24 protein-coding genes, 2 tRNA genes and 1 pseudogene are annotated in these 26,062 nt (G+C 63.2%); 7 read left to right on the forward strand and 20 right to left on the reverse strand.

Annotated features, from left to right (window positions below; translation table 11 throughout):
• The 3 genes from LPZ50_RS05205 to LPZ50_RS05215 form a co-directional block, all read right to left on the reverse strand.
• Positions 1-357, reverse strand: a 357-nt coding sequence (locus LPZ50_RS05205; RefSeq protein WP_230658494.1) for a hypothetical protein, incomplete at its 3' end; no start/stop codon positions are given.
• A 92-nt stretch (positions 358-449) separates the two neighbouring features.
• Entirely contained in the window at positions 450-1,946 is a 1,497-nt protein-coding gene (locus LPZ50_RS05210; protein ID WP_230658497.1) for a PAS domain S-box protein, read from the reverse strand.
• Between the two features lie 162 nt (positions 1,947-2,108).
• A tRNA-Met gene (locus LPZ50_RS05215) sits at positions 2,109-2,185 on the reverse strand.
• A 515-nt stretch (positions 2,186-2,700) separates the two neighbouring features.
• Between LPZ50_RS05215 and LPZ50_RS05220 the strand changes: the two genes are divergently transcribed.
• Positions 2,701-4,137: a PLP-dependent aminotransferase family protein gene (locus LPZ50_RS05220; RefSeq protein WP_230658500.1), complete on the forward strand. Its 1,437-nt coding sequence runs from the start codon at positions 2,701-2,703 to the stop codon at positions 4,135-4,137.
• Positions 4,138-4,425: 288 nt separating this feature from the next.
• Here LPZ50_RS05220 and LPZ50_RS05225 read toward each other — a convergent pair whose 3' ends face one another.
• Entirely contained in the window at positions 4,426-4,671 is a 246-nt protein-coding gene (locus LPZ50_RS05225; RefSeq protein WP_230658503.1) for a hypothetical protein, read from the reverse strand.
• Positions 4,672-4,803: 132 nt separating this feature from the next.
• On the opposite strand from LPZ50_RS05225, the gene LPZ50_RS05230 reads away from it, so the two are divergent.
• The 3 genes from LPZ50_RS05230 (at position 4,804) to LPZ50_RS05240 (ending at position 6,303) form a co-directional block, all read left to right on the forward strand.
• Positions 4,804-5,421: a hypothetical protein gene (locus LPZ50_RS05230; RefSeq protein ID WP_230658506.1), complete on the forward strand. Its 618-nt coding sequence runs from the start codon at positions 4,804-4,806 to the stop codon at positions 5,419-5,421.
• A 6-nt stretch (positions 5,422-5,427) separates the two neighbouring features.
• Entirely contained in the window at positions 5,428-5,880 is a 453-nt protein-coding gene (locus LPZ50_RS05235) for an Lrp/AsnC family transcriptional regulator (RefSeq protein WP_230658509.1), read from the forward strand.
• 105 nt (positions 5,881-5,985) lie between these two features.
• Positions 5,986-6,303 carry a hypothetical protein gene (locus tag LPZ50_RS05240; protein ID WP_230658512.1) on the forward strand — a complete coding sequence of 106 codons (318 nt, stop codon included), beginning with the start codon at positions 5,986-5,988 and terminating at the stop codon, positions 6,301-6,303.
• An 83-nt stretch (positions 6,304-6,386) separates the two neighbouring features.
• Here the strand turns inward: LPZ50_RS05240 and LPZ50_RS05245 are convergent, their stop codons facing one another.
• From LPZ50_RS05245 to LPZ50_RS05270, 6 genes are all read right to left on the reverse strand, one after another.
• Positions 6,387-6,980 carry a YSC84-related protein gene (locus tag LPZ50_RS05245; protein WP_230658515.1) on the reverse strand — a complete coding sequence of 198 codons (594 nt, stop codon included), beginning with the start codon at positions 6,978-6,980 and terminating at the stop codon, positions 6,387-6,389.
• A gap of 181 nt (positions 6,981-7,161) precedes the next feature.
• A complete protein-coding gene (locus tag LPZ50_RS05250) occupies positions 7,162-8,928 on the reverse strand; it encodes a gamma-glutamyltransferase family protein (protein WP_230658518.1) in 1,767 nt (588 codons plus the stop codon).
• A 16-nt stretch (positions 8,929-8,944) separates the two neighbouring features.
• On the reverse strand, positions 8,945-9,967 hold the full coding sequence (locus LPZ50_RS05255; protein WP_230658521.1) for a Bug family tripartite tricarboxylate transporter substrate binding protein: 1,023 nt from the start codon (positions 9,965-9,967) through the stop codon (positions 8,945-8,947).
• Positions 9,968-10,014: 47 nt separating this feature from the next.
• On the reverse strand, positions 10,015-10,980 hold the full coding sequence (locus LPZ50_RS05260; protein ID WP_230658524.1) for a Bug family tripartite tricarboxylate transporter substrate binding protein: 966 nt from the start codon (positions 10,978-10,980) through the stop codon (positions 10,015-10,017).
• A gap of 16 nt (positions 10,981-10,996) precedes the next feature.
• Positions 10,997-12,013, reverse strand: coding sequence for a dipeptidase (locus LPZ50_RS05265; RefSeq protein ID WP_230658527.1), 1,017 nt, complete (start codon positions 12,011-12,013; stop codon positions 10,997-10,999).
• A 48-nt stretch (positions 12,014-12,061) separates the two neighbouring features.
• Positions 12,062-13,336: an NAD(P)/FAD-dependent oxidoreductase gene (locus LPZ50_RS05270; RefSeq protein WP_268903223.1), complete on the reverse strand. Its 1,275-nt coding sequence runs from the start codon at positions 13,334-13,336 to the stop codon at positions 12,062-12,064.
• A gap of 180 nt (positions 13,337-13,516) precedes the next feature.
• Here LPZ50_RS05270 and LPZ50_RS05275 point away from each other — a divergent pair, with 180 nt between their 5' ends.
• Together LPZ50_RS05275 and LPZ50_RS25375 are read left to right on the forward strand one after the other, a co-directional pair.
• The gene (locus LPZ50_RS05275) at positions 13,517-14,281 is read left to right on the forward strand and encodes an IclR family transcriptional regulator (protein WP_230658532.1); all 765 of its coding nucleotides are present in this window, start codon (positions 13,517-13,519) and stop codon (positions 14,279-14,281) included.
• 326 nt (positions 14,282-14,607) lie between these two features.
• Positions 14,608-14,838, forward strand: a complete 231-nt coding sequence (locus LPZ50_RS25375; protein ID WP_329957641.1) for a CrpP-related protein — start codon at positions 14,608-14,610, stop codon at positions 14,836-14,838.
• Between the two features lie 78 nt (positions 14,839-14,916).
• On the opposite strand, the gene LPZ50_RS05280 is transcribed toward LPZ50_RS25375, so the two are convergent.
• Both LPZ50_RS05280 and LPZ50_RS05285 read right to left on the reverse strand, forming a co-directional pair.
• Positions 14,917-15,909 (reverse strand): tripartite tricarboxylate transporter substrate binding protein, encoded by a 993-nt coding sequence (locus LPZ50_RS05280; protein WP_230658535.1) that lies wholly within the window; start codon positions 15,907-15,909, stop codon positions 14,917-14,919.
• Between the two features lie 59 nt (positions 15,910-15,968).
• Complete coding sequence (locus LPZ50_RS05285) at positions 15,969-16,775, reverse strand: class II aldolase/adducin family protein (protein ID WP_230658556.1); 807 nt, start codon at positions 16,773-16,775, stop codon at positions 15,969-15,971.
• A gap of 169 nt (positions 16,776-16,944) precedes the next feature.
• Here LPZ50_RS05285 and LPZ50_RS05290 point away from each other — a divergent pair, with 169 nt between their 5' ends.
• A complete protein-coding gene (locus LPZ50_RS05290; RefSeq protein WP_230658538.1) occupies positions 16,945-17,820 on the forward strand; it encodes a LysR family transcriptional regulator in 876 nt (291 codons plus the stop codon).
• A gap of 2 nt (positions 17,821-17,822) precedes the next feature.
• Here LPZ50_RS05290 and LPZ50_RS05295 read toward each other — a convergent pair whose 3' ends face one another.
• The 8 genes and pseudogenes from LPZ50_RS05295 to LPZ50_RS05330 all read right to left on the reverse strand — a co-directional run.
• Positions 17,823-18,098, reverse strand: a complete 276-nt coding sequence (locus LPZ50_RS05295; RefSeq protein ID WP_230658541.1) for a hypothetical protein — start codon at positions 18,096-18,098, stop codon at positions 17,823-17,825.
• Between the two features lie 236 nt (positions 18,099-18,334).
• Positions 18,335-18,413: transfer RNA gene (locus tag LPZ50_RS05300), tRNA-Ile, on the reverse strand.
• Positions 18,414-18,420: 7 nt separating this feature from the next.
• Positions 18,421-20,679, reverse strand: coding sequence for an RNA polymerase sigma factor RpoD (rpoD, locus tag LPZ50_RS05305; RefSeq protein ID WP_230658543.1), 2,259 nt, complete (start codon positions 20,677-20,679; stop codon positions 18,421-18,423).
• A 586-nt stretch (positions 20,680-21,265) separates the two neighbouring features.
• Complete coding sequence (gene dnaG, locus LPZ50_RS05310; protein ID WP_230658546.1) at positions 21,266-23,314, reverse strand: DNA primase; 2,049 nt, start codon at positions 23,312-23,314, stop codon at positions 21,266-21,268.
• Positions 23,315-23,335: 21 nt separating this feature from the next.
• Positions 23,336-23,548, reverse strand: coding sequence for a 30S ribosomal protein S21 (gene rpsU / locus LPZ50_RS05315; RefSeq protein ID WP_006218592.1), 213 nt, complete (start codon positions 23,546-23,548; stop codon positions 23,336-23,338).
• Positions 23,549-23,832: 284 nt separating this feature from the next.
• A complete protein-coding gene (locus LPZ50_RS05320) occupies positions 23,833-24,378 on the reverse strand; it encodes a phosphoribosyltransferase (RefSeq protein WP_230658550.1) in 546 nt (181 codons plus the stop codon).
• A 107-nt stretch (positions 24,379-24,485) separates the two neighbouring features.
• A complete protein-coding gene (locus LPZ50_RS05325) occupies positions 24,486-25,781 on the reverse strand; it encodes an adenylosuccinate synthase (RefSeq protein ID WP_230658553.1) in 1,296 nt (431 codons plus the stop codon).
• A gap of 79 nt (positions 25,782-25,860) precedes the next feature.
• Positions 25,861-26,062, reverse strand: a pseudogene (locus tag LPZ50_RS05330) (hypothetical protein); the annotation flags it as partial.

Here is a 26,062-nt window from a genome sequence, read left to right on the forward strand (position 1 = left end):
CGCCGCGGCGGCAGCCACTGCAGGCGGCTGCCGGGCCGCCGCCTGCATGGGCCCGTTCCAGGGCTGCGTGTCGAGCGCCAGGCGGGTTTCCTGGAAGCCTTCCAGGCTGTCTTGCAGCTGGCCGCTATGCAGGGCCTGCGCGATGGCCCGGCGGCAAAGGGTTTCGAAATCGTCGGACAAAGACTGGAAAGCGCCGTCGGGAATGCGCAGGCGCAGGTTGGCATCGGAATCGGCCGCGGCATTGCCGATATGCACGTGGGCGGGATAGCCGTGCGGGCACCACACGCCTACGTAAAATTTGCCCTGCGGCCCGACGTCTGCGATGTATCCGGGGTGATCATACTTGGCGGTGCCCATGACGCGTCTCCTGGAAAAGCCGGCGAACGGCTCAGGCATCGTATCGCATGCCCGGGCATCGCGGAAGCCCGGCATTGCCCGCCCCTTGCGCTTCATCTATTACGGCGCCCCGGCCGCTCCATGCCGACGATCCCGCGCTCGCGCGCCCAGATGATGGCAGCGCTGCGGCGATGCACATCTATCTTGCTATACAGCGAAGCCACGTGGTTGCGCACGGTATTGCGCGACAAGCCCAGGTGGTGCGCGATATCCGCGTCGCTCAGACCCTGGCAGATCAGGCCCAGTACTTCACGTTCGCGCGCGGTCAGATCGGACAGTTGGCCATCGCCGCGCGCCGTTCCGCGGTGCGGCTGGCGGATCTGGGCCAGCTTTTCTATCACGGTGCGGCTGAACCAGGAAGTGTCCTGCATGACAGCCTCGATCGCGGCGATCAGCTCCGCCTCGGTGCGCTTGCGTTCGGTGATGTCCTGGATGACGCCGAGCACGCAGCGATGTTCGCCGATGTCAACCAGGTCCGCCGAGGCCAGACAGTCCAGCAATGTGCCATCGTGTGTGCGCAACAGCATCTCGACGTTGCGCACGCCCTGGCCGCGCTCCAGCGCATCGTCTACGCTTTGCCGGGCCTCCTCGTCGACCCATAGCGGAGCCAGGCCGCCCTGCTGCCCCACGATCTGGTCCGCCTGGTACCCCGTTACCGTGGCAAAGGCCTCATTCACCTCGATGACCACCCCGTCCCGCCGGCTCAGCACCATGGGCACCGGCGCCAGCCGGAATACCGTCGAGAAACGTTCCTCGCTTTTGCGCAATGCGTTTTCCACACTACGGCGCGGCTCCAGGTCGTTGAAGGTGAACAGCAGGCAGGGGTCGCCATCCACATCGATGGGCTGGCCCGCCATCACCGCCAGTTTCAAGCTGCCGTCGGCGGTGGGCAACAAGACTTCGGTCTGCGGCAGGGTTTCGTGGTTCTTCAGACGCGCCAGCAACGCCTTGCGGCCGCGCGCCTCGTTCAGCACGTCCAATTGCTTCAAGGTCCGGCCAAGCACTTGCTCACAGGTGTAGCCCGTCATTTGCAGGAAGCCCTTATTGACCTTGATGTGCCGCAGTCCTTTCAACCGGCAGATCAAGGCGGGCGCCGGATTGGTGGCAAAGGTGCGTTCGAACCGCTCCTCGGCGTCATGACGCGCGGTGACGTCCTGCATGACGAGCACCATGCCGTCGGCATCGCCCTGCGCGTCGGTCAGCACCAGACAACGTATCTGCAGCAGGCACAGGGGTTGGTTTTCCCTCTGCTTGCCGACTTGCACGACCAGATCGCTGAACGCCTGGCCGGAAAGGGCACGATCGAATGGATACTGGCTGGCGCGCAGCACGCGCCCATTGCGATAGCGCAGTGAAAACCGCTTGCGATAGCCCGCCGCGGTGCCGCCCAACCCGGCAATGGAGTCGACGCCATGCAAGGCGAGCGCGGTGTCGTTGGCCCAGACAATGTGCCGATTGATATCGATGAGCACGATGCCCTCGACCAGGCCATCGATGATTTCGAGCAGGTGCCGGCGTTCGGTGGTGTAGGCAGTGGCGTTCTGTTGCATGGTTCCTCGCGGTGGCGGGCGGCCATGCAAGTGGGCCGCCTGCGCTGCCTACAGCACAAAACGTGCCTACCGCGTGCAATGCAAGCGACCGAAGGCCGCGGGGAACCCTGGCGTGCGGAGGCCAAATGCAAAAGCCCGGCGCATGCGCCGGGCTTTTTGAACTGGTTGCGGGGGCAGGATTTGAACCTACGACCTTCGGGTTATGAGCCCGACGAGCTGCCAGACTGCTCCACCCCGCGTCTGATGTTTGTAATCATAGCACGATTCGCATAACCGCGCAGCCAACGGCGAACCAGCACACGCCACCAAGGCAATAATTGCACGCATAACAGCCGCGCCGGTGCAAGCGCCAGCACATGCACCGGCCCTGGCCGTTCGCAGGTATAGGATTCGCCCGGCCGCAGATCTACGTCCACGGCCTGGGGAGGCAATTCGTCGCCGCGCGGAACGAGTTCGCTGCGGCGCACACTGCCTTCGGCGCACACCAGTACCATGCCAGGCGTGCCGCGCAGGGTGCAGGCATCGCCGCGCCGCAGCACGATTTGACGCGAGATACAGCCATCTTCGCCATCCATCGCAGATCTCCTTCGTAACCGGATACACGACCTTCAGGTTACGCGCGGCGCCAAGGGCACAACAGATACACGGCCAGGCTTTCTGTGCCGTAACAGACAGTGAATTTTCAATCTGTTATGGTGAGCTTTCCCGGGATCTGTGCCTTACCGCGACGCCCGCCAGGGCGCAACATGCTTACATGGACGCGCAACCCCTATACCAGCGCCTGGCCGACCACTATCGGCGTGCCATCCACGCGGGCGTGCTGGCGCCCGCAGAACGCATGCCATCGGTGCGCGCGCTGGTGCGCACCCACCGCGTCAGCCTGTCCACGGCTTTGCAGGCATGCCGGCAACTGGAAGACGACGGCCTGATCGAAGCCCGGCCCAGGTCGGGTTACTTCGTTCGAGCCAAGCCGCGCCACGCCATGCTGCCCGCCCAGGAACCAGACCTCGGCGTGCCGCTGGACCCCGCGAACTATGTGGGCATCCATGACCGCGTATCCGACTTCATTACCCAATGCGAGCGCCACGTCACCAGCGTGAACTTCGCCCTGGCCGCCGCTTCGCCCGCCCACTACCCCGCCGATGCACTGAAACAGGCCATGACCCGGGCACTGCGCAAGCATTCGAACGTGCTGGTAGACCGCGTGCCACCGCTGGGACACCCCGAATTGCGCAACGTGCTGGCACGCCGCGCGCTCGAACTGGGCATGAACCTGGCCCCCGACGATATCGTCGTGACGCATGGCTGCATTGAAGCGGTGAACTTGGCGCTGCGCGCCGTGGCCCGGCCCGGCGACACCATCGCGGTGGAATCGCCGGTGTATTTCGGGCTGCTGCAGATCCTGGAAAGTTTGGGCATGCGGGCGCTGGAAATTCCCACCAGTCCGCAATACGGGCTGTCGGTAGACGCCCTGGAACTGGCAATGCAGACTCATCCCCACCTGCGCGCGGTGGTCGTGGTGCCGAATTTCCAGAACCCGCTGGGTTGCGTCATGCCGGACACCGAGAAAATGCGGCTGGCAGCCTTGTGCGAGCGCCACCAGATGGCACTGATCGAAGACGACACCTACGGCATGCTGTGCGACGACAATCAGTTGCGCCCGGCGCTCAAGGCATGGGACCACACCGGCAATATCATCCACTGCGCTTCCATGCACAAGACGCTGGCGCCGGGAATGCGGCTGGGCTGGATGACCGGCGGGCGCTGGAGTTCACGCATCGCCATGCTGAAATTTGCGCAAAGCCGCCCCAACGAAGCACTGGCCCAGATCGCCGTGGCGGAATACATGGGATCCAAGGCCTACGACCGCCACCTGGTACGCCTGCGACGGCAGCTGAAAACCCAGCGCCTGCAGGTTGCCGAAGCCGTGGCCCAACATTTTCCGGCCGGCACGCGCTTCAATATGCCCGATGGCAGCATGCTGCTGTGGATAGAAATGCCCGGCCAGCGTTCCAGCATGCAGGTATTCCAGGAGGCCCTGGTACGCGGCATACGGGTGGCGCCCGGCACCATGTTCTCGAATTCCGACCGCTACAGCCATTTCCTGCGGCTGAGCTGCGGCTCGGCCTACACTCCGGAAATGGCGCAGGCCGTGCGCACGCTGGGCAGCATCATCGCCACCGCGGCCTGAACACGCCACACTGTCAGAATTTGAGCGCGCAACGCAAGCGCTTGTCGCACAAGAAGATTTTGATTCTGTGCCCAGACTATCCCAAGACTTGTCCACAAAAGCTGTGGGTAAATCGCCAGCGTAGGCTTCATTATCCACGCGCCGGGCGCGCCTTCGGCTGCAGGCCGGTTCCGGCCCCGGCCAACGCAGAGATTGACCGCGCACCCCAAGCCCTTGTCGCACAAGGAAATTTTTGCCCTGTGCCCAGACTATCCCAAGGCTTACCCACAGAAGCTGTGAGTAACCCCGCTACTTCAGGGCCGCGAGCACCGTATCGCGCACCCCTTCAAAACCGGCCACGTACTGGGGGTTTTCGGAACGGCCCAACAGGCTGGAATAGTTTTGCTCGAGTTGCGCTTCAATCGCTTCGCGCAGCCCCGGAGATGATTTGGCCAGATGCAGCATCGAAGCCATGACGGCGTTCAACGCGTCGATTCGCCCACCCTGGTGCGAAATGGTATGCACAATGACGGCGATTTGTTCCTGGGTATCCATATAGCCTCGCGATAAGAATTGCCTGGCGGGCATGCTAGCACGCAGGGTGCTTGGCAAAGCGCCCGCCCCCACGCTAGCATCGAATCGAGGGCCCGCGCATCGGACGCCGCCCGGCCACCTCGGAGCCGTGCCATGAAAACCCTTCAGCACTATGTTCCTCCCACCCCGCAGGCCTTGCGCAACCTGCAAGACAGCCTGGGCTACAGCAACGCCCAGATGGCCAGGCTGGCCGGATTGGACGACGCGGCAGGCTGGGCCGCCTTCACGCTTTCACCTGCCACGCATGCCCTGGGCCAGCAGCGCCTGTTCTTCCTGGCCGCGCGGCTTGCCCTGGAGCCAGCGCAGTGGCGCATCGTGCTGGCGCGCATGCGCACCATAGGCGCCCGCTTCGACGACCACGACGACGCGCCCCCGCCCCCGTTGTCTGGAGCCAGGCGAACCGGCGGCGCGCAAGGGCCGGCTCAGGAATCCAAGCTGGGCATGACCCTGGTCAGCCAATCAGGAGCATTCCACGAACTTGAACAACTGCGCGAGTTCGCTCATTTTGCCGACGACTACGGCGTCAGCCAGTTCATTGCCAGCGCCTGTTACCACAGCAAGACCGACACCTGCCGCTTCACCTTGACTCATGCCAGCCAGATGACCCCGGTACAGAAAGACCGGATTTTCGATGCCGCGGCCAAGACCATTGCGCAGTTCGAGTTCGAAGGCCGCATTTATCATGGCGGGCTGCCTACCGAGCCAGACTGAGATTCCATGCCTGAAAAACTCGATGCCATCGACCGCCAGTTGCTCAGCCTGCTTCAGGCCAACGCACGCGAACCGGCTGCCATACTTGCCCGCAAGCTGAAACTGGCGCGCAGCACGGTGGTGGGCCGCCTGGCCCGGCTGGAGCGCGACGGCGCCATTGCGGGCTATGGCGTACGCCTGGGCCACAGGCTGGAAGACGCTGCTGTCCGCGCCTACTGCTTTATCAGCGTGCTGCCCAAGACGCCGGCCGCCGTCATTCGCGAGCTGGGCAAGATCCCCGAAGTGGAAGAGGTGTCGTCCGTCAGCGGGCCGTTCGACTACCTGGTATTCCTGCGTTGCGAAAGCCACGAACAGTTGGACGACCTACTCGACTACATCGGCCTGCTGGAAGGCGTGAAACAAACCCAGACCTCGATTGTGCTGAGCCGCAAGCTCGACCGCCGCAACGCCATCGGCTAGCGCATGCTCCCATCGAGGGGGAACCGTGCGAAGACTTTGGCCGCGCACTTGCGTGATCGGCGCCCGGTGCTTTGTAATAGCGCTGACTTTATTCGTGGAATCTTCATGTTGCTTCGCCCTTTTTCCTGCGCCGCGGCGCTCTGCCTGCTGTCGGCATGCTCCAGCCTGAGCGAAACCACGGCCACCGGCCCCGACACCTACCGTGTCACGTACAACGCCGGCGCCAAATTCCAGACCTGGGTGGAAGTGAAGAACATTGCCCGCGACCAGGCCGAAAAACATTGTGAATCTTTGGGCAAGCGCTGGTCGCAGCCCAAGGTCAGCTCCAATCATGCCACCGGCCTGATGCCCAAGGAAGCCACGGTCGACTTCACGTGTGTAGACAAGGCGGCGCCCAAGGCCGGCGGCGATTCCTCTTCCTGAAACAGCTTGCGCGCCCCGGCCGCGCAAATGAAACCGGCGCCCCGCGGGGCGCCGGCAAACGGAAGACTCAGGCTGCGCCTGGATTACAGGTCAAGCTTGGAGATCTTCGCGCCTTCCAGCGAAACACCTGCCATCAGGCCGGCATTGTTCATGACAAAGCCCACCACGGGTTGCTTGGCCGTGTTGGAATCGATGCGGCCGTTGGCGCCGATCTTGGCCACGGCAACCGATGCGTCGGCGCCCACCGTCCAGCCATTGCTGTTGCGGAACTGCTCAAGCGCCTGGTCGGTCATGAACAACAAGACCACCGCCTTGGACTGGGCACCGGCCTGGAAGCCGATGGAACCGGCGCTGGTGCTGTAGTAAGCCTGTGGCGCCCCGCCCACGCGCAACACGCCGTTGCCGTGCTGTGCCCCCACGACGAAGCTGGCGCTGATCACCGAGGGGAATACCAAAACGCCCTTGGCGCGCTCGACCAGTTCTTTGGCTTGCGGAGAAGTCTCGTACAGTTTGGTCAGCGTGGCGTCGGCACCCGCGTTGATTTCCCGTCGCTGCTCGGTAGCAGTGGCGGACGCTTTGTCAGAAGTCGTGGTGCAGCCCGAAAATACCAAGCCAGCAACAGCCATGGTCATGGCCGCAATGGCTCCGCGCCGCAGCATCGGGGATGTATTAAACATAGGACTCTCCAGTTGTTCTTGAAGGTACTTACAGGGAACGTGCCCTTTCACTGTACTCGTCTGCCCGGTTTACGAACCAATAGCAAAGTAAATTATTAAGTCATAAAGAAACAAATTAAGACATCAAACTATGCGCGCAGTTTCGCGGTAGCCGTCCGTTACTTGTACGAGCCTGCCTGGCTCAAGTCCCCAGCGCATAGGCGGGCCGGCGCGGATCCGCCGCCCCCCAGCGGATGTCCGTGGCAGTGTCATGACGCACCACGCACATGGCCCCCGCGCGCCAGTTGCGGTCGCGCCACCATTGCACCGTATGGCCCATGGCCGCCAGCGCATCGCCCACTGGCCGCGCCACCAGATCTTCGATGATCAGGCGGCCGGGCTGCACACTGTGCGGCTCGAACGAGGACGGAAAACTGAATGTGGCGAAGCGCGGGGCCTCGACCGCCTGCTGCGGATCCATGCCGAACACCTCCATGTTCAGGAAAGTTTGCAGCATGGCCTGGCATTGCACGTCACCGCCCGGCGTGCCCAACGGCATGACATAGCTGCCCGGCCGGATTGCCAGCGATGGGTTGGGCGTCAGGCGCGGACGCCGGCCCGGGCCGATAGCGCTGGCATGCCCGCGCTCGGCCCACGACTGGCTGCCTCGGCTGGAGGCGCACAGCCCGGTGCCGGGGATGACCGGCGTGTTGTACGAACCGTCGCTGGGCGTGGCCGAGAATGCATTGCCATGCTTGTCCACCACCGCCACATAGGAAGTATCCAGGCGCGGGTCGGTGCGGCTCGTATCGCCGGGCCCCTGCATGGTCGGGGATGACAGGCCGGCGTCCGACAGCTCGCCCGCAGCCGGAATATCGGGACCGGCCCGGTCGGCCAGGATCATGGCCAGCCGCTGGCGGGCATAGGCCTTGGAAAGCAGCGTTTCCTGCGGTACCGCTTTGTGGCGCGGGTCGCCGTAGTGCACCTCGCGATCCGCGAACGCCAGCTTGATGGCCTCGGTCAGCAAATGAATATAGGGCGCGGAATTATGGCCCAGCTGCCGCAGGTCGCGCGATTCCAGGATGTTCAGCATTTGCAGCAGCGTGGGCCCCTGGCACCAGAAACCGCAGCTGTACAGCTGCGTACCATGGAAATCGGTGCTGAGCGCCGGCTCGACTTCGACGGAGAATTCGCGTAGATCCTCGTGCGTGACCAGGCCGCCGTGGACGCGGTGATAATTGACGATGGCGGCCGCGATGTCCCCCTGATAGAAAGCGCGGCGTGCGGCCGCAAGCCCCGCCAGGCGGCCATCACGGCTACCGGCGCGCTCTTCGTCGGCCATGTACTGCAGGCTGGCCGCCAGGTCGGTCTGGCGGAACACCTCGCCCGCCGCGGGGGGCTTCCCGCCCGGCAGGTAAACCGCCGCGCTGGAGGGCCAGCGCCGGTAGTCGTCCTGGTGATCGGCCAATACTTCAGCCATCAGCGGGTACATGACGAAACCCTGGCGCGCATACTGAATGGCAGAGGCCGCCACGTCGCCGAACGAGAAGGTGCCGAAACGCTCCAGAGCGGTAATCCAGGCGTCCGGCGCGGCAGGAATAACCGTACGCAGAACTCCCGCGGGGATGCGGCCGCCGTGCCTGTCCAGGAATAGGTCCAGGCTGGCCGCCCTGGGCCAGTGCCCCAGGCCGGAAATGCTCCATACCTTGCGTGTTTGTGCGTGGTACACCAGGCAGGGAGCCACCCCGCCGAAGTTGACAATATCGCTTTGCACTACACCTAGCGCGATGCCGGCGGCCACCCCGGCGTCGACGGCATTGCCGCCCGCCTGCAAGATTCGCGCCCCCGCCTGGGTGGCCAGATAGTGGCCCGCCGAGATCATGTGGTCCAGGCCCGCCAGCGTGGGGCGCATGGCCAGCGGCGCACTGCCCTGCGTCAGGTCGGGGTCGGCATGCAGAGAGGTGTTCATGATAGGCAGCCTGTAGTCATTGCGGCTTAATGCCGATGCGCGTGGTCACGTCTTTCCACTTGCGATATTCGGCTTGGATGAACTCGCGGAACTCTTCGGGCGTATTGCCTTGCGCCAGCACATCGCGCTCGTCCAGCGCGGTACGCATGGCCGGCGATTGCAGCGCGGCCACGGTTGCTTGCTGGATTTTGTCGATAACGGGCCGCGGCGTGCCCGCGGGCGCCAGCAATCCGTACCACGAGCCCCCCACCAACTGCGGGAAACCCTCTTCCGCCGCAGTGGGAATTTCAGGTGCCTTGCTCAGCCGTTCATGATGCAGAATGGCCAGCGCCTTCAGCTTGCCCTGACGTATCAGCGGCAGGGTCGTGCCCGGTGTTTCCAGGGTGTATTGCACGTATCCGCCAATCAAGTCGTTCACCAGCGCCGAACTGCCCTTATAAGGCACGTTCACGGTCTTGATGCCGGCCTCCATGTTCAGCAGTTCGCAGAAAAAATAATTGGCCGTGCTGTTGCCCGGCGACGCGTAGTTCACCTCGCCTGGATGCTGGCGGGCGTATTCGACCAGTTCCGGCAAGCTATTGGGCGGAAACGCGGGGTTGGCCACCAGGATGAACGGGCCGTTGCCCACCAGCGTAATGGGATCCAGGTCTTGCATCGGGTCGTACTGCAGCCCTTTCATGGTCAGCGGCGCACCCGTCAACGGCGAGGCCGTCGCAAACAGTATGGTGTAGCCATCGGGCGCCGAGCGCGCCACTTGCTGCGTGGCGATCGTGCTGCTGGCGCCAGGGCGGTTTTCCACCACCACTTGCTGGCCCAGGCTTTCGGCAAACTGCTGCGCCAGCAAGCGGGCCACGGTATCGGTGCCGCCCCCGGGCGGGTACCCCACCACCAGGCGAATGGGCTGCCCGGGCCAGTTGGCAGCGGCCGGGGCAGCCCTGGCCGACAGCCCCGCCGCAAAGGCCGCGCCTCCTAGAAGGCCCGCCACGAAGCGGCGGCGCCCGGACATTCCACTCTTGTCGTCGTTTACAGCGTTGGCCATAGAAGCTCTCCTTGGTTGGTATGCCGGCAACGCGGTGCGAAGGGGCCTCAGTTCGTCTTCAGCCCCAGGTCTTCCACGATTTGGGCTTCTGCCTTGAACTGCTCGGCCGCGTAGCTGGCGTAGGCGGCGTTGTCCAGGTAGACCAGTTCCTGGCCGTACTGGGTCAGGATGGCCTTGAAAGCATCCGACTCGGCCACGCGCTTGAAGGTGTCATGCAAGGTCTTGAGACGGGCGGGCGGCAGCCCTTTCGGTGCGGCGATGCCGAACGGCGCATAGGCCGCCGGCGTGCCGTCGAGTTCATGCAGTGTGGGCACATCCGGGAATTGCGCGCTGCGATGCCCCCCCCATGTCACCAGCATGCGCATCTTGCCGGATTGCACCATGGGCAGCACCGTGGTTGAACCCGCATAGGCCTGCAGTTGGCCGCCCAATACGCCTTGCAGCACGTCCGACTCGCCCTTGTACGGGATATGCCGCCACGTCAAGCCATTGCGCCGAGCGATATCTTCCATCATGACATTCGAAGCGCTGCCCACGCTGGCCGTGCCATAGGCGATCTCGCCGGGATGCGCGCGCGCATAGGCAACGAAATCTGCCCACGTCCGATACGGCGCATCGGCCGGCACCGCCACGCCCAGCGTGTACCCGCTAAGCATCATCACATAGGTGAAATCGCGATTGGGGTCATAACCCATATCCTGGATATGAGGCATGCGAAATACCGGGCTGGGCAGAATGGCCAACGTGTAGCCATCCGGCTGGGCGGTAGCCAGGGCGCGGGCCCCCATGGTGGCGCCGGCACCACCCTTGTTTTCCACGATGACGGACTGCCCCAGCTCGGGCGCGACCAGTTCGGCGAACTTGCGCACCACCGTGTCGGTAGAACCCCCAGGCTGGTATGGCACCACGATGCGCAGGGTACGCTCGGGAAAATCGGCATGCGCGGCACCCAGGCCCAGACAGGAAAGGGCCGCGGCCGTGGCGACGGCTTGCAGCAAATGACGGATCTTCATGATGGTTCCTCGTCGATCAAGCAGCCCAGGCCTGGGCGAAGGCGCGCTGGAAGTTGCCGCCCAGCACGCCCAGGATCTGCGTTTCGCTCAGGCCGCCCTGTTCGAGGGCGCGCGTCAAGTGCGGAAACTGGGCGGGTGTGGGCGTTTCCCTGGGATAGCGCGCCTCCATCACGTCACCGAACGCATTCGAGAAGTCACCGCCGGAAGCGGCGTACTTGGTGCGCGACATCACCATGACATGGCGTACTGCTTCATAGGTATCCACGGCCGGGAAATCGGTGCCGATGCCCACATGCTCATAACCGACCAGTTCGCCGATGTAGCGCACATTGGCCACCAGGTCTTCCAGCAAGGGCTGCTGCCGGGGGTCGCCGCGCCAGTTCAGGTACGCATGGATGCTGCAGCCCACTACTCCGCCCGTGGCGGCCACCGCCTTGATCACATCGTCGGACTTGTTGCGCGGCCGGCTTATCACGGCATTGGCATTGGCATGTGTCAACAGCACCGGGCGCGAACTGTGCCGGGCTGCGTCCAGGCAGGTTTGCGGTGCGCAGTGGCTCAGATCGATGGCGATACCCACTCGGTTCATTTCGCGCACCATCTCGACACCCAATGCCGACAGGCCGGCATTGCGCTGTTCAAGACAGCCATCGCCCAGCAGGTTGGCTTCGTTATAGGTCAGTTGTATGACGCGCATACCCAGGGTGTGAAACAGCGCCACGCGATCGAGCTGGTCGCCCAGCGGCCGGCCATTCTGCCATCCCATGATCAGGCCCAGCTTGCCCTGTTGCTTGGCGCGCGCGATGTCGCCAGCGCTTTCCACTAGCAGCCACCCCGAATCCGGGTCCAGGGCGCGCTGACGCCATGTCATCACGTCTTTCAGCGCCTGCTCGAAATCGGACCGCATATCGGTAACGGTAAGGTTGATGGCGCTGACACCGCCGGCCAGCATATCGCGTGTGCTGCCATCACTGAAAAACACCAGCCCGTCGACCACCGTGGCGCGTTCGTGTATGCCCGTTGTAGAACTCATGCAACTCCCCTTGTGCTGTGTCATGTAAATGTTCGGGCCGCGGCGGCCTTACTTCGTAAAGCGGGAAAACCGGAACGGCCGGACATCCACGCGCGGCGCGCGCCCCAGCACCAGGTCGGCCATGAGTTCACCGGCCGCCGGCCCAATGCCGAAGCCATGCCCGGAAAAACCCGAAGCCAGGTAGAACCCCGCAATTCCGTCCACCGGCGACATCACCGGCAAGGCATCCGGCGTCACGTCGATATAGCCTGCCCAGGCCTGTCCGATGCGGGCTGCGTGAAAGGCCGGGAATGTCTGCGTCAGCCGCCGCCATGCGGTCTGGATGGCGCGCGGCGACGCAGACGGATCCAGCACGCGGTGACGCTCGAACGGACTGGCGCGGTCCAGATCGAAATGGCGCGGAATGGCCAGCTCTTCGAAAAAGCGCTTCCCGAAGCGCACTTTCACGAACGCATTGTTCGCCAGCCACGCGCGCATGAACTTGCTCATCAGCCGGAAGCTGTCCGGCACCACATCGGCCATCGACGCACCGAACTGCGACACGGTATAGCCGCCATCGGCGCGCTTGCGGCAGGTGAAATCCTTGGCGTTCACGGTGGCGGCCAGCGGCCCGCTGAAGGGTTGGGTGCGCAGCACCGACCCCCTGACCTTCAGTTGTGGGAATTCGGCGCCGCTATTACCGCAGAACAAGCGCGACCACGCCCCGCCGGCCAGCACCACGGCCTGCGCCCGCACCGGGCCTTTCTCGGTAACCACGCCCGTCACGCGCCCCGCCTGCACATCCAGCCCCCGCACCGCGCAATGCTCCAGCACACTGGCGCCATGGTGCCGGGCCAGGGCGGCAATACCCTGGGTCGCCATGGTGGGCTCGGCCACGCCATCGGATGCGCTGTACAGGGCACCTACCCAGGATCGAGGCGATTCGGGTAGGTAGCGCAGCGCCTGCGCGCGATCCAGCAAGACGGCATCGGGCGCATGGGCGCGCGCGCTGTCCAGCCAGCGCTGGTGCCGGGCGGCGTCCTGGCTGTTTTCCTGCAGATACAGCATGCCGGTGCGGCGAAACCCGACATCGGCGCGCGACTGGATACCGGCCCACAATTCGCCGGCCCGCATGGCCAGGGGCACTTCAGCGGGATCGCGATCCAGCGTGCGGACCCAACCCCAATTGCGCGACGACTGCTCGCCCGCCAGCACGCCTTTCTCGAACACCGCCACGCGCGCACCGGCCTGGGCCAGCGCATAAGCGGTACTGATACCGATGATGCCGCCGCCCACAATGGCCACGTCCACCGCGGGCGGTACAGTTTGATCCGACACAAACATATCGAATAGCGATAAATAAATTTGATATTCGATTATTATTTATCGTAATTTTGGGTTTGGCAATCAGGAAACGCCCTTCCCGCCCGGGCACAAAAGCGGGTGATAACATCGCCTGTCAATATTCACCTTCCGACAGGCGATAGCGGTGCGATTCGTGCCGGTTCCCAGGAAAGACAGCTTATGGCCGAATCGGCATTGTTCATCCAATCCCTGGAAAAAGGCCTCGCGGTGCTGCAGGCTTTCCGTGCGGCCGAGACCCTGAACCTGCGTGAAATCGCCCAGGCATGCGGCATCACCAGCGGTTCCGCGCAGCGGGTGGCGTATACCCTGGAACAATGCGGCTATCTGAAAAAAGACCCGCACACCAAGCGATACCGGGTTACGGTGAAAGCGGTGGGCCTGGGCTACAGCTACCTGGCGCGCGAACCGCTATTCCTGCGCGCGCATGCGGTGCTACACCAGTTGAACCAGGAATGCGGCGAGATCGTCAACCTGTCGGTGCCCGATGAAGACGACCACATGGTATTCGTGATGCGGGTGCCCACTTCGAAGCACATACCCATTTATATGCCCGTGGGCACGCGCATTCCCATGCTCGCCTCGTCGTCGGGCCGCGCGGTACTTGCCCACCTGCCGCCAGACGAACTCGAGCGCAAGCTGGCAACCACCGCGCTGCAGAAACATACCCCCCACAGCACCGTCGATATCGCCGTGCTGCGCAAACAGATAGAAGAGGCGCGCCACAGCCGCTACGCCTACGCGGACGAAGAATTCTTCCAGGGCGACATCAACGTGGCGGCCACCGTCACCAACGAAGACAAGCAGCCCATCGCCGCCATCAACATCTCGGTTCCCAAGCCGCGCTGGTCGCTGGAACGCGCCTGCCAAGACCTCGCCCCCCTGGTTATCCGTGCCGCACGGGCCGTCAGCAAGGCCACGGCTTGATCTGCCGCAACTAGAACGCACGCCGGCGGGTACCGCCTGCCCCCATTCGCGCGCGCTTGGTCTATCGTAGGTTCTGTGTGAAGACCTCTCTCTCTCCAGGTACGACACACACATCTTGGTAATGCTTTTACCCCGCCCGGTTTACCGAGCGGGGTATTTTTTTGCCTGCTTGAATGGCCTCGCGCAGCCGAAAGCACAACGCTGGGCCAGCCCCTACTAGTAAAAACTCACCATATGCACTAGTAGGCCGGCGTCTTCCTGGCAAAGCCGGTCGGATGCATGCTTCGGGTCTACTCAAATATTCACTACCGCAGCACTTTATGGATATGGAAATCTGGCACCTGGGCGCCCAGGCCGCCCGCGCAGGCTTGGGCTTGCTGGATTGCCCTTATTATCGAGCCGCCAGCATGCCAGCGCATTCTGGTGAATCGATACGTGACTGGCAGGCCAAGGTGCGGGCCTGGGAAGCCGGCTGGCATTCGGTGGCGGATGCGCGCAATGATGGGGAAGACGGATCCCGGCCGTTATTGCCGGATCCCCCGGCCGAACCTACGTAATACCCGGCACGATGATCAGGGGCTGGCATCCGGCTGAACACACCTGCCTGCCCGCCCCTTGTGCTTGCGGGAAACTCGCTACTTCCCTGACACCACCCCTCGCTGCTTGAGCTCGGCGGCAAGGCGCATCAAGGGTGCCTTGGCTGCTTCAATGTCTGCCTGCCACGCTTCGCCCGGCTTATAGGCCAGAATGGCAGCGAACGACTGGGCCGCCTTCACGAAACCCGGGTCTTTCAACGCTGCCTCCAGGGCGGCCTGCAAGCGATCGCGCGTCTCCACCGGTACGCCCTTGTCCACGGCCAGCCCCCGATCGGACGGAACAACCACGTCGAAGCCTTCTTCCTTGGCGGTGGGCACGTTCGGCAGCATCGGAGCGCGCGCATCGACGAACTGCGCCAGGAGGCGCAGCCTGGTTTTCTCGCCAGCGGGATCAGGAACCGCCGTGTGGCTGGCGAAGATCATATCCACATGCCCCCCCATCAGTGCGATTTTTGACTGGCCCGTACCGGCAAACGGTACTTCGGTAAACGAAGCGCCACTTTCCAGCATCAGCACATTCAGGGCCACCCCACCATTGCTGCCCAGCCCATTTTGGCCGATCGACACGCTTCCGGGCTTGGCCTTGACCGCCTCGACCAACTCCTTGAGCGACTGGTAAGGGCTGTCATCACGTGCCACCAACAAGGTCGGATCGCTGACGACCCGTCCGATAAGGGCAAACTGGTCCGGATCGTAAGGTGTCGATTGAACCAGCGGCATGAAGTTCATCGGCGGGGTATTGACCATTGCCACCGTATAGCCGTCCTTGGGCGCGCGCTGCACATAGGAATTCGCAATGGCGCCGGAGGCGCCCGGCTTGTTCACCACGACGATATTCGCCGCGCCGGACAAGTGCTTTTGCAAGAAGGGTGCCAGGGTCCGCGCCAGCACGTCGGTCTCTCCGCCGGCAGAGAAGCCGACGACCAGTTCTATGGGTTTGTCGTCGGGCCAGGCCGCCAAGGCCGGGCCACAGAACCCAAGGCTGGCCACGACGGTAGCGCACGCCAGGCGCGTGCTAATGGGAAATGCCATGATTACTCTCCTTTTATCGCGATTATTTTTTTGATTGGGCCCCTGCGGGGCCTCGCCGACTACAGCAGGCAGTCGGGTTGTTCACGCACGATGGCGTCATAAATAGGCTGGAAATGCAGCCAGGCCATGAAGGGCGTTGCCAAGTGTTTCTTGGAATGCAACGCCGCCTCGCGGCTTATCATCTTCAAAGGCTTGCCGGTGGCTTCCGCCTTCAACTGTATTTCGCACGCGCGTTCGGCCGCGATGAACCACCAGGCGGCCTCTTCGACCGACTCGCGGCCCGCGGAAAAAAGCCCGTGGTTCTGATGGATGGCGATTTTCGCGTTGCCGAATGCCTGCGCCACCGCGTGGCCTTTATCGTTTTCGACAACGACTGCCCCGGCCTCTTCCGTGATCAAGGCCTGGTCTTCATAGAAGCCGCAAGCGGTTTGCGTGATGGGATCCAGAGGCCGCCCCAGCGCCGCCCATGCCATGCCGTGTGTCGTATGCGCATGGCACGATGCCACCACGTCGTGATTGGCCTCATGAATGGCCGAGTGCAGGACAAAGCCCGCGCGGTTCACGGCCCAGCGTCCCTCCAGCACGGCGCCGGTATGATCGACCAATAGCATGTCGCTCGCCCGGACCCGCCCGAAATCCATGGCAAAAGGATTGGTCCAGTAAAGATGAAAGTGCTCGGGATCGCGTATCGTCACATGGCCCGCGAAACCGTACTCGTAACCGAACTTGGCAAACACGCGACAGACAGCTGCCAGCCTTTGGCGCCGGTGCCAGCGTTCTGCTTCAGCCGAATCAAATCTGGGATACTTGGGAAAATACAGATTCTCCTGCTTGGGCCGGTAAACAGTTTCTTGCTTATCGTGCATGGACACTCCAGTAAAGGTCGATGTAAGCCCACGGCACACGCCCGACTCGCGTACATGGCAGTGCGCCCTGCTTCAGGCGTGCGGGGATTCTAGGCAGTGGCCCAGGATGGCTGCCAATCACATAAACACAGGCGGCTATAAAGCCAGCTTATGGAGACAGCTTCCCACCATGACTACCCGCATCCAATTGCGCCATCTAGAGGCCTTCCATGCCGTCATGGCCTCGGGATCGATTACAGGCGCGGCGAGCCTGCTTCATGTAACCCAGCCGGCGGTCAGCGCCACGATCAAGCACTTCGAGCAGCGCCTGGGGTTCACCCTGTTCCGGCGCGAAGGCGGCCGCCTGACCCCGACGCCGGAGGCCAGGGCGCTATTGCCGGAAGTACAGGATATTTTCGGCAGGGTCGCTGGACTGGAACGCTTCAGCCAGGACCTGGCGGAAGGTATCCAGGGTTCGCTGTCGATTGCGGCCAGTTCACCGATTGCCAATGCGTGGCTGGCGCGGGCCGTGGCGGATTTCGTCAAGGCGCGCCCGAAGGTACGCCTGTCGCTGCAATCCATGGACTCGAACCTGATCACCGAACGGCTGGTCAACGAGCAGGTCGACCTGGGCGTGGCCTTTTCCCCTGGCGAGCATGACGGCGTCCAGTCATTGCCCATGCGTCACGCGGAACTGCACTGCATTCTGCCCCAGACGCACCCGCTGGCGGAGTGCGAGTCGATCGCCGTCGACGACTTGCTCCCCTATCCCATCATTACCTACGTGCCCCAGGCATTGTTGCGCCACCGGCTGAACGCGTTTCTCAAGCGCCCGCTGAACATCCAGATAGAAGTGGCCACTTCAATGACAGGAATTGTCCTGGCATTCCATGGCGCCGGTGTTGCCCTGGTAGAGTCCAGCCTGCTGAACGCCCTGCCCATACCAGGGCTGACCAGCCGGCCCCTGAGCCCGGAGATCCAGGTGCATAGCTACGTGCTCTGGAGCGCGCTGCGCCCCCAGACGGCGTTATCGCAGACGTTCGTGCAGCACCTGGCTCAGTACTGAGACTATCGCATCGCGGCCCGTTCCCCCTGCGCTGCAAAGTTCGGCTCGCCCGACGCGCCGTTCACCTGGCGGATGGAACGCAGCATGGCGCGCGCGTCGCGTTCCGCGTCCGAGTGCTCGGTATACACCCTTACGCGCGGTAGATCCCATATCCGGTCTTCTTCGAACAAGCCCAGTTTCCGGGTGGAAAGCACAAGGCGAAAATGGCCAGTGGGCAGTTCCATGATGTCGCAGTGCACTTTGAACCCGTTGACGACTCGTCCTGACAGAGTTTCCATGGCTAGATCCTGTTATTGATTGTTGAGAGCGGGGAATCGGCCCGGCGCCAGCGCGGCATGTGCTCGAGGGCATGAATCATGCCGGGCGGATCCCGGAGGCCCCTAGCAATTGCCGTGCCCGGGCCGCACACTGCGCTGATTTCCCCGGCTGCGGTACGTAACGCGTCTGCGCTGGGCAGCCATGAAAAACGCCGCCATTGCTGGCGGCGTCGGTTCCTGCATGCGCAGGAATGGATTGGTAGGCCCCCTCGGAGTCGAACCGAGCACCAACGGATTATGAGTCCGCTGCTCTAACCAGGCATGAGCTAGAGGCCCTGAAAACTTACTGCCCTTCCAGGAAGCTCTTGAGTTTATCTGCCCGGCTGGGGTGGCGCAGCTTGCGCAGCGCTTTAGCCTCTATTTGTCGGATGCGCTCGCGCGTAACGTCGAACTGTTTGCCGACTTCTTCCAACGTCTGGTCGGTGCTCATTTCGATGCCGAAGCGCATACGCAGCACCTTGGCTTCGCGAGGAGTGAGCGAATCCAGCACTTCTTTCACCACGTCGCGCATGGAACCGTGCAAGGCCGCGTCCGAAGGCGCCAGGGTGGACGTATCTTCGATGAAATCGCCCAAGTGCGAGTCGTCGTCGTCGCCAATGGGGGTTTCCATGGAGATCGGCTCTTTGGCGATCTTGAGGATCTTGCGGATCTTGTCTTCCGGCATGTCCATCTTTTGCGCCAGGGTGGCGGGATCGGGCTCGGCACCCGTTTCCTGCAGGATCTGGCGGCTGATCCGGTTCATTTTGTTGATCGTTTCGATCATGTGCACCGGAATGCGGATGGTACGGGCCTGGTCGGCAATGGAACGCGTAATGGCCTGGCGAATCCACCATGTGGCGTACGTCGAGAACTTGTACCCGCGCCGGTACTCGAACTTGTCCACGGCCTTCATCAGGCCGATGTTGCCTTCCTGGATCAGGTCCAGGAACTGCAGGCCGCGGTTGGTGTATTTCTTGGCGATGGAAATCACCAGGCGCAGGTTGGCTTCGGTCATTTCACGCTTGGCCTTGCGGGCCTTGGCTTCGCCGGTGGCCATGCGCTTGTTGACGTCTTTCAGGTCTTTCAGGGGCAGCACGACGCGCGTTTGCAGGTCGATGAGCTTTTGCTGCAGTTCCTGCACGGCCGGGATCTGGCGCTCGAGGGTGGCGGCATAGGGTTGGCCGGAGGCCACTTCCTGCAGCACCCAATCGAGGTTGGTTTCGTTGCCCGGGAACACCTTGATGAAATGGCTGCGCGGCATGCCCGCGCGGTCTACGCAGGTATGCAGCACGGCGCGCTCGAGCTGGCGCACTTCTTCAACCTGCGCGCGCAGGGTGTCGGCCAGCTTTTCCACCATCTTGGCGGTGAAGCGGATGCCCATCAGTTCGGTCAGGATGGCTTCCTGGGTCTTGATGTACGCGTCGGACTTGTAGCCGTCTTTTTCGTACGACGTGCGCATTTTCTCAAACTGCTTGCTGACCTCGTCAAACTTGGCCAGGGCCTTGACGCGCAGGTCTTCCAGTTGCTTGCTGGACATGCCGCCGGCCGGGCCGTCGTCGCCCTCGTCTTCGTCGGCGGTGACGCCGGCGCCAGCGTATTCTTCGCCGTCTTCCGGATCGACCAGGCCGTCGACCACTTCGTCGATTTGCGCCTGGCCCTCGCGCACGCGCGTCACGTGGCTGAGGATTTCATTGATGGTGGTGGGACATGCCGAGATGGCCATCACCATGTGCTTCAGGCCGTCTTCGATGCGCTTGGCGATTTCGATTTCGCCTTCGCGCGTCAACAGTTCCACCGAGCCCATTTCGCGCATGTACATGCGCACCGGGTCGGTGGTGCGGCCGAAATCGGAATCCACGGTGGTGAGCGCGGCCTCGGCTTCGTCTTCGACGTCGTCGTCGTTGGACGCAACCGGCGCGTTTTCGCTCATCAGCAGCGTTTCGGCATCGGGGGCCTGGTCGTAGACCGAGATACCCATGTCGCTGAACGTGCTGATGATGCCGTCGATGGCTTCAGCGTCGACCAGGTCGTCGGGCAGGTGGTCGTTGATTTCGCCGTAGGTCAGGTAGCCGCGGTCTTTGCCCAGCTTGATGAGCTGCTTCAGGCGATTGCGGCGCGCCTCGTACTCTTCGGGCGACACCGGGCCGCGCGCGATCAGGTCTTTGGGATCGGCCTTGCCGCGCTTGCCGCCGCGCTTGGGCGGTTTGAGGTCGGGCAGAACCTCGCCATCGCCGTCGATGGAATCATCGAAACCGTCGGAATCGTTGTTGGCGTTCTTGGCCGGCCGGCCGGGGCGGCGGCCGCTGGACGGCCGAGCGCCGCCGACCAGGTCGGCCAGCTTGTCTTCGGCCTTCTTGGCGCGAGCCGCCTTGGCGGCGGGCTTGTCAGTTGCGGCCGACTTTGTTGCCTTCTTGGCAGCGGTTTTGGTTGCCGTCTTGGAGACCTTCACTGCCGCTTTGGCAGGCGCTTTTTCCGCCGCCATGCTGACAGTGCGCTTGGCCGTGGTGGCCGGCGTATCAGCCGCGTCGTTGGCAGGGGATGTTTTGCCTGATGTTCTGGTCATAGTCGCTTCCGTGGTCGTCGCAACCCGTGATTGGGGCATATTGCACCACAAGGGCCCGGTGCGCGCCGAAGCGCCGCAGCGGAGCCGATGCGGGTAAAACAGGCAAGCCAGCTGAACCGCGTGCGCCGCGTTGGCCGCAGCGCGGGCCTTTTTCAAGAGGCCCCACCGGCGTTCCGTCTGGCCTTGCGGCCCAGGAGCGCCTTGGTATCGCGAATTCGTTCCAGCAGGGTTTGCGGGCGTTGCGGGGGCTGTCTTGCCTGCGACAGGCTCTGCCAGCTTGAAGGGCCTTGCCCCAAGCTGCTTGCGATAGTCACAGCTCCGTACCTGCAACGCTGCCAGCCTAAACCCTTACTGGACTGCGTAACTTGCCACCATAATGTAACAAACCGGGTGGGCGGGTGACTGCGTGCCGGCATTTTTTGTGCCTGCCTCCGCAATCCGGGCGCCCTGCCCGGGTTTAAATCCGGGTTTGCTAATCTGTACTGCTTAATCTGTGCACTGCTGAATCTATGCAATCCGTACTGCAAATGCGCCAGTGGCCGGAATTCACTACCGCGCCGCTGGAAAACCTTTAATTCTACCGCATTTAACGTATTCCACCACTCTTTAAGACTGCCAGGCGCGCGGACAGTTCCTGGTAGCGCTGGCGTCCTTCATCTGTCCCCAAGCCGCCTGCCGCCAATTTTGCCATTTCGGCCCGCGCGGCATCGAATTCGATGCGCCGCAGCGCGTCGTCCCATTCGATCTGGGGTTCGGGCAGGTCTTCCTGCGCCAGCAAGTCGGCCCGCATGCTTTTCAGCACCGTAGCCAGGTCGGAATCGGGATCGGCGGCCTCCAGCAGCGCCCCAACATGACGGGCTCCGCTGGCCTGGGCCAACATGATCAGGTCTCTTACCAAGCCTAAATGGGGGCCTTTGTCCAGAACTTCAAGCTGCTGGTCGCCCATGCCGTCGACCAGTTCGGGGTGGGCCAGCAGCAAGGCCAGCAGGCGCTTGGCCAGCGAGGGCATGGTGCGGCGCCCCTCATACCCGCCCACGCCGTCGTCGCGGCGCCCGCGCCATTCACCCTTGCCCTTGCCGCCCTTCCAGTCGCCCTTTTTTCCCTGCCAGTCGCTTTTCTTGCCGCCTTGGCGGGCGCCGGGGGAAAAGCCGCCGCCCGGCGCGGCGGGGTCGCCCATGCCGAATCCCGGCGGGGGGCTGTCGTCATAGGCCGCATCAAGGGGCTCGTAGTCGAAGTCCGGGGGCGGCGCGTCGAAATGGCCGTAATCATCAGGACCAGGCCCGGACTGCGCGGGTGCCGCCGGCGCGGCGGCCGCATTGCCAACCGGAGCAAAGGGCCGGGCTGGCGCCTGCGACAGCACCTGGGCCATTTCCTCGGGCGTCAGTTGCACCTGCCGCGCCATTTCACGCTCGATCTGCAGGCGCAGCGCACATTCGGGAATAGCGGCCAACAAGGGCTTGGCTTCGTGCAGGCAACTGGCCCGCCCTTCGGCCTCGGCCAGGTTATGGCGCGACGCCAGTTCTTCGAGCAGGAACCGCGACAATGCCATGGCCTCGGCCAGACAGGCGCGGAAGGCTTCCGCCCCTAATTCGCGCACGTAGGAATCGGGATCGTGCTCGGCGGGCAGGAACAGGAAGCGGATGGCGATATCGTCGCGCAGCACTGGCAGGCAGGCTTGCAGGGCCCGCCATGCGGCCCGGCGCCCGGCCGCATCGCCGTCGAAACTGAAAATGACTCTGTCGCTGGCGCGTAGCAGTTTCTTGACATGGTCGGGCGTGGTGGCGGTGCCCAGCGTCGCCACGGCGTTGGCGATGCCCTGCTGGGCCAGGCCGACGACGTCCATATAGCCTTCCACCACGATCACCTGCCCTTCCTGGCGGATGGCCTGGCGCGCTTCCCACAGGCCGTACAGTTCGTGCCCTTTGGAGAACAGCGGCGTCTCGGGCGAATTCAGGTACTTGGGCTCGCCCTTGCCAATGATGCGCCCGCCGAAACCAATGAGGCTGCCGCGCACATTGCGGATGGGGAACATGACACGTTCGCGGAAGCGATCGTAGCGGCGCCCATCTTCGGACTCGATGACCAGGCCGGCCTCGACCAGGGTGGGGTCGTCGTAGTTGTCGAACACCTTTCCCAGGCCGTGGCGGTCGGTGCCCGACCAACCCAGGCCGAAGTGGGCGGCGATCTCGCCAGTAAGGCCACGCTGCTTCAAGTACTGAATGGCGGCCGGCGACGCACGCAACTGGCGCAGGTAATGCGCCTGGGCAGCGTCCAGCACCTTGGTGTGGCGCGATTCTTCCGCCTTGCGCCGGACCGATTCGGCTTGCTGGCGCGGACTACGGTTTTCTTCGGGGACGGTCATTCCCGCCGAGGCGGCGAGCGTGCGCACGGCCTCGGGGAAACTGGCGCCCGTGTGCTCCATCAGGAAGGTGATGGCACTGCCATGCGCTCCGCAACCAAAGCAGTGATAAAACTGCTTGGTGGGACTGACAGTGAACGACGGGCTTTTTTCGTTATGGAAAGGACACAGGCCAAGCAGGTTGGCGCCGCCCTTTCGCAACTGCACATATCGCCCGACGACGTCGGCTACGTCGACCCGGGCGAGCAGATCCTGAATGAATGATTCTGGAATCAATAGATTCTGGAATCACAAAAATCAGTACAGGCGGGGCGGCAGTTGCTGGCTACGAATCCGCTTGTAGTGGCGCTTGACCGCGGCGGCGTGCTTGCGCTTGCGCTCAGCCGTGGGCTTCTCGTAGAACTCGCGCGAACGCAATTCGGTGAGCAAACCGGTCTTTTCGATGGTGCGCTTGAAGCGGCGCAGGGCGGCTTCGAACGGTTCGTTTTCCTTCAGTCGGACAATAGGCATAAAGTGGCAGGCCTGCTTTGGGTAACAAAAAGGTTGATCACACAGGACGCTTTGACTGCAAGCCCGGCATGGCTTGTTGGGTGATTTTTGTTCTAAACGGCAAAAACAGCAAACCGTTGCACAAAAAAACCTCAGAAAGCCACGCCCGTGCGCCCTGGCAACCCCTACGGGGTTTTACTGGTAACCCGAGATTCTAGCATGGCATCCTGGATTTGGCGAGAAACCACCTACAATCCGGCCGCCAGGCGCCGCAAGGGGTTACACCCTCGCGGTTACATTCCGATTCAGGATGACTTCGAACCCTTGCGGATCCAGGCTTCCAACTGGTGGGGCCGCAGGCTGTCGTAGTCTTCGAAAGGCTGGTGGATCCAGGGATTGGTGGGCAGCTTGTCGACGAAGTAGTCGGGCGTAGCCTGGGAATGCCCCTTCCACCACAGCACGGCGCTGCGCAGCTCGGTGATTTCAGGAAACTGCTCTTGCAGGTGCGCCTGCACCCGGTTGAACGTCAAGCCGGTGTCTACCATGTCGTCAACCAGCAACACGCGCCCGGCGGGCGCCCCGCGCGTAATGGTGATGAACTGGGCGATATCCAGGTCGCCCTGCTTGGTGCCGGCGGCTTCGCGGTAGCTGCTGGTGGCCAGGATGCCCAGCGGCACGTCGAAAATGCGCGACATCACGTCGCCCACCCGCACGCCGCCGCGCGCCAGACACAGGATCAGGTCGAATTTCCAGCCCGACTGGTAAACCTGCAGCGTCAGGCGTTCGATCAGGCGGTTATAGCCGTCCCATGTGATCCAGAGATGGCTGTCGTCGTTGGCGGGCGCACTCATGGCGGGGTCTCCTGGGGGATACGAAAAGGCCGCCCACCGGCAATACCGGCGGCGGCTTTGAAATGATAACCCGGCGGGCGCAGCGCCCAAGCCGAGTGGATTGGACCTCAGCCCTTGAGCGGGTGGCGCAGCACGATGGTTTCGTTGCGGTCGGGGCCGGTGGACACTAGGTCGATGGGGACGCCGCAGACTTCGGCGACACGCTCGAGATAACGGCGGGCGTTGGCCGGCAGCTTGGCGTATTCGGTAATACCGACGGTGGATTCGGTCCAGCCCGGCAATTCTTCCAGCACAGCCTCGGCCTGCGCCACGGCATGGGCGCCGTAGGGCAGCACATCGCGGAACTCGCCGTCGACGCGGTAGCCCACGCCCAGCTGGATGCTTTCCAGGCCGTCGAGCACGTCCAGCTTGGTGATGCACAGGCCGGTAATGCCGTTCAGGCGCACCGAGCGCTTGAGCGCGGCGCCGTCGAACCAGCCGCAGCGGCGCGGACGCCCGGTGACCGATCCGAATTCCTTGCCGATGGTGGCCAGGCGCGTGCCGATTTCATCGACCAGCTCGGTGGGGAACGGACCCGAGCCCACGCGCGTGGTGTAGGCCTTGGTAATGCCCAGCACGTAGTCCAGCGATTGCGGGCCCACGCCGGCGCCCGCCGAGGCGGCGCCCGCCAGGCAGTTGCTGCTGGTGACGAAGGGGTAGGTGCCGTGATCGACGTCGAGCAGCGCGCCCTGCGCGCCTTCGAACAGCAGGCGCTGGCCGGCCTGCTGCATTGCGTACAGATTGCTGGAAACGTCCTTGACCATGGGCGCGATGGTGGGCGCCAGAGCCATGGCCTGGTCGCGCACTTGTTCGGCCGACACCGCGGGTGCGCCCAGGTACTGGGTAAGGACGAAGTTGTGATAATCGAGCAGCTCGGCAAGCTTTTCGTCGAACAGCTTGGGATTGAAGAGATCTTGCACGCGCAAGGCGCGGCGCGCCACCTTGTCTTCGTAGGCGGGGCCGATACCGCGGCCGGTGGTGCCGATCTTGCCCTCGCCCTTACGGGCCTCGCGCGCCTGGTCGACGGCGATGTGGTACGGCAGGATCAGCGGGCAGATCTCGGAAATTTGCAGGCGGGAACGCACGTCCAGGCCGGCGGCCTCCAGCTCTTCGATCTCCTTGAGCAAGGCTTCGGGCGACAGCACCACGCCGTTGCCGATGAAGCAAGTGACACCGGGGTGCATGATGCCCGACGGAATCAAGCGCAGAATGGTTTTCTGGCCGTTGATCCACAGCGTATGGCCGGCATTGTGGCCGCCCTGGAAGCGCACGACGCCCTGGACGGACTCGGCCAGCCAGTCGACGATTTTGCCTTTGCCTTCGTCACCCCATTGGGTGCCGATCACCACTACGTTCTTGCTCATTGTATGAATCGATATCGAGTTTCTCGGGAAATCCGGAAATCTCCCCGCGGCCCCCTTGCCTGCAAGAGGGAGTCAGTTTTTACAACGTTCGGACCGTCCAGGCGCCGTCTTGCAGCGCCAGCTCGCGGTCGCAGATGAATTCGTCCTGGCTTTGCTCGTGCCCGGGCAATACCTGGACGACAATTTCGCCCGAACGGCGCAACTGGCGCTTGGCCAGTTCGTCAGACACCACCCGGGCCACGATGTCCGTGGCGCTGCCGGGCGAGAAGCCTACATACATC

The organism is Bordetella petrii (assembly GCF_020991325.1).
GTDB lineage: Bacteria > Pseudomonadota > Gammaproteobacteria > Burkholderiales > Burkholderiaceae_B > Bordetella_A > Bordetella_A petrii_E.

Coding starts and splice junctions, on each gene's coding strand:
- LPZ50_RS05210 (WP_230658497.1), bottom strand. CDS start 1,946: ATGCAACAGAACGCCACTGCCTACACCACCGAACGCCGGCACCTGCTC.
- LPZ50_RS05220 (WP_230658500.1), top strand. CDS start 2,701: ATGGACGCGCAACCCCTATACCAGCGCCTGGCCGACCACTATCGGCGT.
- LPZ50_RS05225 (WP_230658503.1), bottom strand. CDS start 4,671: ATGGATACCCAGGAACAAATCGCCGTCATTGTGCATACCATTTCGCAC.
- LPZ50_RS05230 (WP_230658506.1), top strand. CDS start 4,804: ATGAAAACCCTTCAGCACTATGTTCCTCCCACCCCGCAGGCCTTGCGC.
- LPZ50_RS05235 (WP_230658509.1), top strand. CDS start 5,428: ATGCCTGAAAAACTCGATGCCATCGACCGCCAGTTGCTCAGCCTGCTT.
- LPZ50_RS05240 (WP_230658512.1), top strand. CDS start 5,986: ATGTTGCTTCGCCCTTTTTCCTGCGCCGCGGCGCTCTGCCTGCTGTCG.
- LPZ50_RS05245 (WP_230658515.1), bottom strand. CDS start 6,980: ATGTTTAATACATCCCCGATGCTGCGGCGCGGAGCCATTGCGGCCATG.
- LPZ50_RS05250 (WP_230658518.1), bottom strand. CDS start 8,928: ATGAACACCTCTCTGCATGCCGACCCCGACCTGACGCAGGGCAGTGCG.
- LPZ50_RS05255 (WP_230658521.1), bottom strand. CDS start 9,967: ATGGCCAACGCTGTAAACGACGACAAGAGTGGAATGTCCGGGCGCCGC.
- LPZ50_RS05260 (WP_230658524.1), bottom strand. CDS start 10,980: ATGAAGATCCGTCATTTGCTGCAAGCCGTCGCCACGGCCGCGGCCCTT.
- LPZ50_RS05265 (WP_230658527.1), bottom strand. CDS start 12,013: ATGAGTTCTACAACGGGCATACACGAACGCGCCACGGTGGTCGACGGG.
- LPZ50_RS05270 (WP_268903223.1), bottom strand. CDS start 13,336: ATGTTTGTGTCGGATCAAACTGTACCGCCCGCGGTGGACGTGGCCATT.
- LPZ50_RS05275 (WP_230658532.1), top strand. CDS start 13,517: ATGGCCGAATCGGCATTGTTCATCCAATCCCTGGAAAAAGGCCTCGCG.
- LPZ50_RS25375 (WP_329957641.1), top strand. CDS start 14,608: ATGGAAATCTGGCACCTGGGCGCCCAGGCCGCCCGCGCAGGCTTGGGC.
- LPZ50_RS05280 (WP_230658535.1), bottom strand. CDS start 15,909: ATGGCATTTCCCATTAGCACGCGCCTGGCGTGCGCTACCGTCGTGGCC.
- LPZ50_RS05285 (WP_230658556.1), bottom strand. CDS start 16,775: ATGCACGATAAGCAAGAAACTGTTTACCGGCCCAAGCAGGAGAATCTG.
- LPZ50_RS05290 (WP_230658538.1), top strand. CDS start 16,945: ATGACTACCCGCATCCAATTGCGCCATCTAGAGGCCTTCCATGCCGTC.
- LPZ50_RS05295 (WP_230658541.1), bottom strand. CDS start 18,098: ATGGAAACTCTGTCAGGACGAGTCGTCAACGGGTTCAAAGTGCACTGC.
- rpoD (WP_230658543.1), bottom strand. CDS start 20,679: ATGACCAGAACATCAGGCAAAACATCCCCTGCCAACGACGCGGCTGAT.
- rpsU (WP_006218592.1), bottom strand. CDS start 23,548: ATGCCTATTGTCCGACTGAAGGAAAACGAACCGTTCGAAGCCGCCCTG.
- LPZ50_RS05320 (WP_230658550.1), bottom strand. CDS start 24,378: ATGAGTGCGCCCGCCAACGACGACAGCCATCTCTGGATCACATGGGAC.
- LPZ50_RS05325 (WP_230658553.1), bottom strand. CDS start 25,781: ATGAGCAAGAACGTAGTGGTGATCGGCACCCAATGGGGTGACGAAGGC.